Raw genomic sequence first — 10,333 nt, forward strand, 5'->3', positions numbered from 1 at the left:
GAAAAGTATGAATTGTTCAGGTAGGTATAAATTACTTATGAAAGATGAATTATTTTTGTCTATTTCATTCTAAATTTGCTATAACATGATAGAATATACTTTAATAAGTATAAAGAACAATGATAAAGAGGGGAGGTTGAAAATGTCTACTACAGATGAATTAGAAGACCATAATAGTACAGATATTTCAGAAGATGCTATTTGGGAACAGTACCCAAAGATTTTGGATTTTTTATTAATTGATAGAACCAAAACGACTCCTCGAAAGATTAAAAACATAATTTGGGCTAATGAAAATTATGTGAAATTTGGTAGTGCTGCGTATGCACCGACTTCAGAAATGAAACGTGAATTGATTACAGGTGCAATGGGGAAAATAATTAAACCTCGAGCTTTAAAATCTACAGAAACTCAAAAAAAACGAACGAGAGACAAAGCAGAAGTTTTTACGCCTACTTGGGTAGTGAAATTACAGAATGATGAAGTAGATAAGGACTATGCGCAAGATGATCTAGAAACTTATGTCGGGCGTAAATGGCTGGAAATAACATGTGGGGAAGCACCATATATGGCCACTCGCTATGATATGGAAACAGGGCAAATCATTTCCTTAGATGAACGAGTAGGATTTGTCGATAGAAAACTCCGTAGAATTAATAGCGAAATAGACGATAAAGCTGAATGGCAACGATTAGTTGAAAACGCATACAAATCCAGTTATGGGTTTGAATGGAGTGGAGATTCTTTATTTCTAGCTAGGGAGAATTTGCTATATACCTATAGGGATTTTTATTTTGATAAATGGTCTGAGGAACCGTTAGCGGGTTTGTTTGAAGATATTGCCAAAATTATAAGTTATAACGTATTCCAAATGGATGGGTTGAAATATATTATTCCATTATCTGAAAAAAGAGAGTTAGTAACGACAGTACAATTATCTTTATTTGAGGATGAAGAATCAGTGGAACAATGGATTATTAAACCAGGTAAACGAGTAAAAATAATGAATTGGGAATTAGATAAGATGGAGTTTTTTGATAAGGGAGTTAAGTAGGTATGGGGAATAACAACGGGATTAAAACTACTAAATTAATATATCCACAAATCTATGCATATACGTTACCAACAATTGAAGAAAATATTGGTTGGATAAAAATTGGTTATACTGAACGTGAAGATGCTGAACAACGAATTAAAGAACAAACGCAAACAGCCGCAATTCAACTTGAATATGACGAATTATGGGTGCAACCAGCATTTTTTGATGGAACAGATAATTTTTTTACAGACAAACAATTTCACTCATATTTAAGAAAATATAAGTTAGTGCCACAACGTGGTAAACGGGAATGGTTTTATTATAACGGTACACCAAAAAAATCATTAGATGACTTAAATGATTTTAAAAAACAAAATTTCAAACAGATTAAAGAGGAAGCTGAATATGTCTTACGCCCTGAACAAGAGTCGGCTGTTGAAAAAACTTTGGCTTATGCAAGAAAACACGAAGGCGGACGCTTTTTGTGGAATGCTAAACCTCGTTTTGGGAAAACACTTACCACATATGATTTAGCAAGAAAATTAGAAGCTGAAAAAGTTTTAATTGTTACTAACAGACCAGCCATCGCAAATTCATGGTTTGATGATTTTGAAAAATTTATTGCTTGGCAAACGGACTATGTTTTCCTATCGAATAATGAATCATTAAAAAATCGACCTGCCTTTTCTCGAGAACAATATCTCAAACAATTAGACTCAGAAAATCCTAAAGAAAAAATGATTACCTTTGTTTCCTTGCAAGACTTAAAAGGGGCAATTTCATTTGGCGGTAAGCATGATAAATTAAATTGGATTAAAAACCTGAAATGGGATTTACTTGTTATTGATGAAAGCCATGAAGGTATCGATACAATAATTACTGATGTCGCATTTGATCAATTAGAACGTAAATTTACCTTATATTTATCAGGTACACCTTTCAAGGCAATCGCATCTGGTGATTTTACGGAAGAACAGATCTATAACTGGACCTACGCTGACGAGCAAACTGCAAAAAAACATTGGCAGCCTGATTGGGATGAGGAAAATCCATATAATGCCTTACCTCAATTGAATTTATTCTCATATCAGATGAGTCAAGCAATAACAGATGAAGTAAATAAAGGTGCTGATATTGAAGGAAAGAATTTAGATTATGCATTTGATTTAAATGAATTTTTTGAAACGAATGAGGCTGGCAAATTCATCCATGAAAGTGACATTATCAAATGGTTAGATACCTTAACGCATAACGAAAAATACCCATTCTCAACGCCAGAACTTAGAAACGAATTGAAACATACTTTCTGGTATTTAAATAGAGTTGCTTCTGCTAAAGCGCTTGAAAAATTATTGAAGAAACATCCAGTATTCGAAAATTACCATATCATTGTCGCTGCTGGGGACGGAAAAACTGAAGATGATCAGATTATTAATACTAAAGCCTTGGAACGCGTGAGAGAAGCTATCAACAATAACGATAAAACCATTACATTATCTGTAGGCCAATTAACAACAGGGGTTACAGTTCCAGAATGGACGGGTGTTTTAATGCTCTCCAATTTACAATCTCCAAGTGTGTATATGCAGGCAGCATTTAGAGCTCAAAATCCATGGACTTACAAAAAAGATGGAAAAGTATACCAAAAGCAAAATGCTTATGTATTCGATTTTGCGCCTGAACGTACCTTGATTATTTATGATGAATTTGCGAATAATCTATCACGACAAACAGTAAATGGTGGGGGGACCACTGATAAGCGGGAAGAAAACATCAAGCAGTTATTAAATTTCTTCCCAGTAATTGCTGAAGATAATGATGGCAAGATGATTGAGCTTGATGCGAATCAGGTAATGACAATTCCGAAGTCCATTAAAGCACAGGAAGTTGTCAAACGTGGCTTTATATCTAATTTATTGTTCCAAAATATATCAGGTATTTTTGCTTCAGCCGGCGCACGTGAAATATTAGAACAATTAAACCCAGTGGCTCAAGGAACATATAAACCTAATCCTACTGATTCGCCTATTGATACGCAAAATGTCCAAGTTGACCAAGATGGTGGTGTGGTAGTTGACCCTACGATTACGATAGCGACCACTAAGGCCCATTTCGGTGACAAATTATATGAAGAAATCAAATCAAAAATTGATAATGCAATTGATAGTAATCGTAATGACAAGTATGAAGAAGTAGTTACTGAATTAGTTGAGGAAACTTTGCGTCCGGGATTAGAGGATGTTGCAAAGGATATTGGTATATCTAAAACTGCTACAAATGGTGTGATTAAAGAAGAAAAAGCAAAAATAGCAAGAACCATTGAAATAATAGCCAAAAATACTGAAATAAAACATAATGAAGCACAAGTCGAATATAAACGAGAATTAGCTGAGGCCAAAGAAAATGAAGAAAAAATAACGAAAGCTAAAAAGGCGTTTGAAGAGATGACGCAAAAAATTGATGAAGAAGAAAAACAAAGTATCGAGGACAATGTTGTAGCAAAATTGCCAGAAATTGCGCAAAAATCCACGGAAAACATTCTTAAAGTGCATGAGAACAAGAAGAAAAATCATGTAGAAGATGAAGTTCGTGCTCGTTTACGCGGCTTTGCTAGAACTATTCCTTCATTCTTAATGGCTTACGGTGAAGAATCGACAAATTTAGATAATTTCGATTTGACCATAGATGATTCAGTTTTCAAAGAAGTTACTGGGATTACACTCGGACAATTCAGACAATTGCGAGATACATATCATTTCTTTGATCCGATTGTGTTCGATGAATCTTGTCAGGAGTTCTTAAAAAAACGCGCTGATTTATCAAATTATTTTGATGAAAATCAAGAAGAAGACATTTTTGACTACATCCCACCACAAAAAACGAATCAAATCTATACGCCAAAGAAAGTCGTTATTATGATGATTGATCAACTAGAAGTTGAAAATCCTGGTATTTTTTCTGATCCTGATAAAACTTTTGCAGACCTATATGTTAAATCGGGATTATATTTAACAGAGATAGTGAAAAGACTGTTTATTGGACTCGAAGAGATCATTCCAAATGAAGAAGAGCGTTTAAAACATATTTTAGAGCATCAAGTGTATGGATTTGCACCTAGCGAAATAATTTATAATATCGCTAAGAACTTTGTATTTGGTTTTGATAAAAGAGCAGAAAATATTGATACATCTCATCTTGTGTTGTTAGATACAACACCTTATGCCAAGAGTGAAGGCGATTTTGAAGCGAAACTGGATGAACTATTTGGAGGTAATCAATAATGAAATTTGATGTAGTTGTAGGAAATCCGCCATATCAAGAAGATTTAAAAGATACAAGTGATGCCTCGATTTACAATACCTTTTATGATTTATCTGAGAAAATTGCTGAGCAATATATCTTGATATCACCAGCTCGATTTCTTTTTAATGCAGGAAAAACACCTAAATCATGGAATTTAAAAATGTTAAATGATGTTCATCTAAAAGTTGTTAATTATGTACAAGATTCATCTACAGTATTTGCAAATACTGATATCAAAGGTGGAATTGCTATAGTATATAGAGATGAGAAAAGACATCTAGGTCCAATCGGTACTTTTACAAGTTTTAACGAATTAAACCAAATAGTAAATAAAGTGACGTTATCAAGTTCTTTTGAAAGCATTGTACCGATTATTTATTTGCAAGAAAAACTTAATTTAAGTACTTTAGTTAGTGATTTTCCGTTAATTAGTAATAAGATTGGAAGCAATGGAAAAGAAAAAAGGTTAACAACGTCAATATTTTCTAATTTACCCGAAATTTTCTCAGACTCTAAATTATCGAAAGATGATATTGAAATTTTGGGATTAATAAAGAATAGAAGAGTTCATAAATTTATTAAGCGCGAATATCTTGAACCTCACCCAAATTTATATAAATGGAAAGTGATATTACCAAAATCAAATGGATCTGGAGCTATCGGGGAAGTGTTATCTACACCCGTAATCGGGCACCCCGTAATCGGGCACACTCAGAGTTTTATTTCTATAGGTAAATTCAATAGTGAGAATGAGGCCAATAATGCATTAAACTATATCAAAACTAAATTTTGTAGAACAATGTTAGGTGTTTTAAAAATCACACAAGACAATAACCCATCGACTTGGTCTAAAGTACCTTTACAAGACTTTACTGCTGATTCAGATATTGACTGGACAAAATCAATTTCAGAAATAGATCAGCAGCTCTATAAAAAATATGATTTATCTGATGAAGAAATAACTTTTATCGAAGATAAAGTAAAACTAATGGATTAAGAGGTGGCATATTGAATACTTCAACCATTAACGTTATAATGAACCAATAAAACAGGGGAGCTTGTGATGCAGGCTGAGAGGAAGTAATCCAACTTCGACCCTTATACCTGATGCGGGTAATGCCGACGTAGGAAATCATTTTTACTTAGATTTTTTGCAGGAGGCATCCGGATGGGGTGGCTCCTGTTTTTGTTGATGAATATTTTTTCGGGGGAGCTTGTGGTGCAGGCTGAGAGGAAGTGATGTAACTTCGACCCTTAAACCTGATGTGGATAATGCCACCGTAGGAAGTGATTTTGCGTGTAAGCGGGCGGATACTTCAACAGGTATCTGTCCGCTTTTTGTTGTTATGAAATAACAAGGAGGCGTCATATGTTTAAAAAAATTTTCGAAAATGTGCGTACGAAATCGCCACTCATCCACAATATTACCAATTATGTTACCGTCAATGATTGTGCCAACATATTACTGGCTGTGGGTGCATCACCGATTATGGCAGACGAAGCAGATGAAGTAGTGGACATCACGCGTCTTAGTCAGGCGCTCAATATCAATATAGGTACCTTGAACACACGGACTATCCCTGCCATGTTAAATGCCGGTAAAGAAGCCAATCGCCTACAACATCCAGTTTTATTGGATCCTGTCGGGGCAGGGGCATCCATTTTACGTACGGAAACAGCCCAATCTTTAATGCAAGCTATTAATTTTACGGTCATTCGGGGCAATATGTCTGAAATCAAAACTTTGGCATCTGGCACTGGGACTACCAAGGGTGTTGACGTTGATATAGCGGATAAGATTACAAGCGAAAATTTGTCTGAAGCAGTCGATTTTGCTAAATCTTTTGCTAGACAAAGTAAGTCTGTAGTGGTCATTACGGGTGCTATTGATATCGTAACAGATGGGGAAAAAGCCTATTGTATCTACAACGGTCATCCCATGATGTCGGTTATTACAGGCACCGGATGCCAATTATCCGCCTTAACCACAGCATTTATCGCAGCAAATTCGGACCAGGTTTTACAAGCAAGTGCAGCCGCGGTGATGGTGATGGGATTAGCTGGGGAAATTGCCCACGACCGTTTAACAGGGTTCGACGGTAATGCGAGCTACCGTAACTATATCATCGATGCTATTTATCACATGACGGGTGACCAATTGGAAGGCGGTGCTAAGTATGAAGTCTATTAAATCGGATTTGCGCCTATATGCCGTGACTGATCAAAGATGGACCGGCAAGCAAAGTTTAGTAGACCAGGTGGAGGACGCAATAAAGGGCGGGGTGACCTGTGTCCAGTTGCGGGAAAAATCCATGGATGACCAAGCCTTTTTGGCGGAGGCCCTTATCATCAAAGACTTGTGCCAACGTTACGATATTCCGCTTTTTATCAATGATAATGTGGACGTTGCCATTGCTTGTCAGGCGGATGGCATTCATGTGGGTCAGGAAGATATGGCGAGCGATTTAGTGCGGAAACGGGTGGGACCCGATATGTTGATTGGGGTGTCCGTGCATTCGGTAGCTGAGGCACTAATAGCTGTCGAAAATGGGGCGGATTGTCTAGGCTATGGTGCCATGTTCGCAACTGCGACTAAGGACGACGCGGATGTCTTAACGATTGAGGGCTTGCGCCAAGTGTGTGCAGCGGTTGATATTCCCGTCGTTGCGATTGGGGGCATTGATCATGAAAATATAGGGCAATTAGCCGGAACGGGCATCGCAGGTGTAGCCATTATTTCGGCCATTTTTGGGGCATCAGATATTGAGAAGGCATCTAGGGATTTAAAAATTTTAGCTGAGCACGTAGTAGATAGTGATTTGAATAATGAAGGAGGACAATAATATGAAGACGGCTTTAGCAATTGCGGGGAGCGATTCGTCTGGTGGCGCAGGCATCCAGGCAGATTTAAAAACCATGACCATGAATGGTGTATACGGGATGACAGCTATCACGGCTTTGACCGCCCAAAATACGACAGGGGTATTTGGCGTGGAAGAGGCTTCGCCAGCATTTTTGCAAGCGCAAATTGATGCTGTGTTCGAAGATATTTACCCGGGTGCTGTCAAAATAGGTATGGTGTCGTCATCAGAACTGATTCGTGTCATTGGTGACCGCCTGCGTTTTTACAAGGCAACAAATATTGTCCTCGACCCCGTGATGGTTGCGACGTCTGGGTCATCGCTCATGAAGACAGATGCGGTGGAAACCTTAACGGCAGACTTGTTACCTCTTGCGACCCTAGTAACCCCCAATATTCCAGAGGCAGCGCTTTTGGCAGGTGTAGCAATTCAAAACGCAGATGACATGGAAGCGGCTGGGAAAATTATTGGTGACACGCATGGGTGTGCCGTCTTAGTGAAGGGTGGGCATGCGATTAATGATGCTAATGACGTCTTATATGCAGACGGCCATTGCCGGTGGTTTGAAGGGCGACGCATCGATAATCCGAATACCCATGGAACGGGCTGTACCTTATCGAGTGCCATTGCTTCAAATTTAGCTAAGGGCTACGATTTGGCTACTTCAGTAACGCGCGCCAAGGCCTATTTATCAGCAGCGCTAGCGGATATGTTAGACCTTGGAACGGGCTCTGGACCAATGAACCATCATTTTGATTTGCAAGGGCAATTTGCTGAGGAGGCAGACAATGACATCAATCACATCACAGACAACAACCGATAAATTAATCGAAGCTACGCGTGAAATATGGAAGGCATACAATGACCATCCCTTTGTGACGGGAATTGGGGAGGGCAGTTTAGACAGAGAAAAGTTCCGCTATTACATCATGCAAGATTTTTGGTACTTGAAAGACTATACAAAAGTATTTGCCATTGGCCTAGCTAAGGCGACAAATGTTGACAATATAAATCTATTTGCCCAATCAATTGCTGGAATTTCGGCAGAATTGAATGTTCATAACGGCTTTATGGCCCAACTGGATATTACAGAAGAAGAACTAGACACCATCCAACCGTCTTTGGATAATCTTTCGTATACCTCATACATGTTGCGAGTGGCTTATGAGGAAACTGAGGTCGAAATCTTAGCAGCCATTCTATCTTGTGCCTACAGTTATGAAATGATTGCCAAAGAAATCATGCGCCATAATCCGGATGCCATTCATGATGATTTCTATGGTTCTTGGATTCAAGCCTATGGTTCAGACACCTATGCAGCAAGTAATCAGACCTTGATTGAGAGTTTAAATCGTCTATCACAGCATTACACGGATGCCCAAATCGACCACTTGGTTGCTATTTTTACAGCTTGTTCCCGCTATGAATTGGCATTTTGGGAAATGTCTTGGCAAATGCAATAAAGTGAATAACTTGCATCAATTTATCGGTACATTTCGGATAAATATACTATACTTGGGGTAATAAAATACTGATAGATATTGGGAGGTGCAGGATAGTGGCAGATGTAGCTTTAGTGGGTGTTTTTGCGGAGAAATGGTTGGCACTTTTTCAAAATCCGGATACAAGTTATGATGATTTATTTGATGAAAAGTTGGGAAATGAATGCCAACAATTGGGTTTTGTGATGGATCAGGGCCAGTCATTTGCACATCATTACCTGAAAGATTGGTTGAACGTCAAGAACTTGGAAGATGTGATTTATGAGGTAAATGATAAAGAAATTTTGGGTGCAGCTATCTATTCTGCTTGGCGCCACTACGCATACTGGGCTTTTCAGGGAACACCTTATGTAACTGACACCATGCGCCAATGGTTCAAAGTGGCTTTGTACAGACTTAGCAGATTGGTACAACTGACGCCATTTGCTTTTCGAGGGACACTTAGAAAAATGAAAATCTCATCTAATAACATGTCCTATTTCAACCCGCCTCGTGTGGGAGAAACCTATCAACAAAATTTGACCCTTAATAATAAGGGTGGCCTATGGTTCCAATCATTTTTGGTTTCTGAGGATCCAAACCAAGAAAGCCCAGGGTCAAAATTTCAAAAGCATATACCCGCAGCGCAAACGGACAAAATCCTCCAAGCGGTGGCGTCGTATTTTCGCAAACCCTATGATGAAATCCGGGCAACAGATATTGGGACTTGGGAACTTGAGTTAACCAATACTGATGGGGAAAGGTATCGGTATGAGGGGTCTTTATGTGCCAATTTCATTGTTGATGGTATCGATTTATCCGATCTCATTCGCGATACGCTAGGAATGTATGAACTAATTGTCTTTGATGGCCAAGGGACGGATGATAGGATTCAAAATATCAGCGTTCATTATAAGGGGTTGACAGAAATCCATACGCGTATGGCGTAAATCTTTAAACAATAAAGAAGACAAAACACCAATCGTGTTACATATCAAAGAAGCTGTAAACGGTCGCGTACCATTAATTTCAGTTGGTTCAATCGAAACACCAGCACAAGCTGAAGAAGTAATGGATGCGGGTATTGAATTTGTTGCTTTAGGTCGCGAATCAATCCGTGAACCACAATGGGTGCAAAAAGTTGAAGCAGGCCAAGAAGATACCATTCGTTATACGCTAGACAAAAACGATATGGAAGAATTAGGTATCAACCCTGCATTCGCTAACTTCTTAGGAATGTTAGGCGCTGACATGCACTTTGTTGGTGAAGAAGACAAACAGAACTTTGGGGAAGAATTAGGTTCAATCGAAGGTAACTACTAATTTCTCCATTGAACTAAAAATATTTTCAATAAATTCATTCAGGGGTTGGGACAAATAGTTCCAACCCCTTTTGTTGTATTGTGAACGAAATAATTACCAATTAACTCGAAATTCGAGATAAAAAAGCAGAGGCTGGTACAAAAAATTAAAATCATAGATTTTTCGTCCTTACAGTGTACGTTTCTTGTGAGCCGTGGGACCATTGAAAGCCAAGGTCTTTCAATTTGAAATCGAGCCAAGGTCTCGATTGCATCCTCTTTCACGGCTAAGGAACTACACTTTCAGTCCTTTAACATCTGTTCCCATGATATATTTCAATCAAAATT

9 protein-coding genes and 2 riboswitches are annotated in these 10,333 nt (G+C 38.2%); all 9 genes read left to right on the forward strand.

Annotated features, from left to right (window positions below):
* Window positions 1-142 precede the first annotated feature (142 nt).
* The 9 genes from EF384_RS08845 to EF384_RS08885 all read left to right on the forward strand — a co-directional run bounded on the left by EF384_RS08845 (window position 143) and on the right by EF384_RS08885 (window position 10,007).
* Entirely contained in the window at window positions 143-1,054 is a 912-nt protein-coding gene (locus EF384_RS08845; protein WP_123781248.1) for a restriction endonuclease, read from the forward strand.
* Window positions 1,055-1,056: 2 nt separating this feature from the next.
* Window positions 1,057-4,320, forward strand: a complete 3,264-nt coding sequence (locus EF384_RS08850; protein ID WP_123781250.1) for a DEAD/DEAH box helicase family protein — start codon at window positions 1,057-1,059, stop codon at window positions 4,318-4,320.
* Window positions 4,320-5,339 carry an Eco57I restriction-modification methylase domain-containing protein gene (locus EF384_RS08855; protein ID WP_123781252.1) on the forward strand — a complete coding sequence of 340 codons (1,020 nt, stop codon included), beginning with the start codon at window positions 4,320-4,322 and terminating at the stop codon, window positions 5,337-5,339. Before EF384_RS08850 ends, EF384_RS08855 begins: the two co-directional genes overlap by 1 nt.
* A gap of 43 nt (window positions 5,340-5,382) precedes the next feature.
* Window positions 5,383-5,490: riboswitch (TPP riboswitch) on the forward strand.
* 48 nt (window positions 5,491-5,538) lie between these two features.
* Window positions 5,539-5,646, forward strand: a riboswitch (TPP riboswitch).
* 65 nt (window positions 5,647-5,711) lie between these two features.
* Window positions 5,712-6,533: a hydroxyethylthiazole kinase gene (gene thiM / locus EF384_RS08860; protein WP_123781255.1), complete on the forward strand. Its 822-nt coding sequence runs from the start codon at window positions 5,712-5,714 to the stop codon at window positions 6,531-6,533.
* Entirely contained in the window at window positions 6,520-7,185 is a 666-nt protein-coding gene (thiE, locus tag EF384_RS08865) for a thiamine phosphate synthase (RefSeq protein WP_123781257.1), read from the forward strand. The genes thiM and thiE overlap by 14 nt, the downstream gene beginning before the upstream one ends.
* Window position 7,186: 1 nt before the next feature.
* Window positions 7,187-8,026: a bifunctional hydroxymethylpyrimidine kinase/phosphomethylpyrimidine kinase gene (gene thiD, locus EF384_RS08870; RefSeq protein WP_123781258.1), complete on the forward strand. Its 840-nt coding sequence runs from the start codon at window positions 7,187-7,189 to the stop codon at window positions 8,024-8,026.
* The gene (gene tenA / locus EF384_RS08875) at window positions 7,992-8,666 is read left to right on the forward strand and encodes a thiaminase II (RefSeq protein ID WP_123781261.1); all 675 of its coding nucleotides are present in this window, start codon (window positions 7,992-7,994) and stop codon (window positions 8,664-8,666) included. Before thiD ends, tenA begins: the two co-directional genes overlap by 35 nt.
* 95 nt (window positions 8,667-8,761) lie before the next feature.
* On the forward strand, window positions 8,762-9,634 hold the full coding sequence (locus EF384_RS08880) for a hypothetical protein (protein WP_123781263.1): 873 nt from the start codon (window positions 8,762-8,764) through the stop codon (window positions 9,632-9,634).
* A gap of 34 nt (window positions 9,635-9,668) precedes the next feature.
* Entirely contained in the window at window positions 9,669-10,007 is a 339-nt protein-coding gene (locus EF384_RS08885) for an oxidoreductase (protein WP_233570084.1), read from the forward strand.
* Window positions 10,008-10,333 lie beyond the last annotated feature (326 nt).

The organism is Aerococcus agrisoli, from assembly GCF_003797145.1.
Classification (GTDB): Bacteria; Bacillota; Bacilli; order Lactobacillales; family Aerococcaceae; genus Aerococcus; species Aerococcus agrisoli.

Coding starts and splice junctions, on each gene's coding strand:
- thiD (WP_123781258.1), top strand. CDS start 7,187: ATGAAGACGGCTTTAGCAATTGCGGGGAGCGATTCGTCTGGTGGCGCA.
- thiM (WP_123781255.1), top strand. CDS start 5,712: ATGTTTAAAAAAATTTTCGAAAATGTGCGTACGAAATCGCCACTCATC.
- thiE (WP_123781257.1), top strand. CDS start 6,520: ATGAAGTCTATTAAATCGGATTTGCGCCTATATGCCGTGACTGATCAA.
- EF384_RS08855 (WP_123781252.1), top strand. CDS start 4,320: ATGAAATTTGATGTAGTTGTAGGAAATCCGCCATATCAAGAAGATTTA.
- EF384_RS08850 (WP_123781250.1), top strand. CDS start 1,057: ATGGGGAATAACAACGGGATTAAAACTACTAAATTAATATATCCACAA.
- tenA (WP_123781261.1), top strand. CDS start 7,992: ATGACATCAATCACATCACAGACAACAACCGATAAATTAATCGAAGCT.
- EF384_RS08845 (WP_123781248.1), top strand. CDS start 143: ATGTCTACTACAGATGAATTAGAAGACCATAATAGTACAGATATTTCA.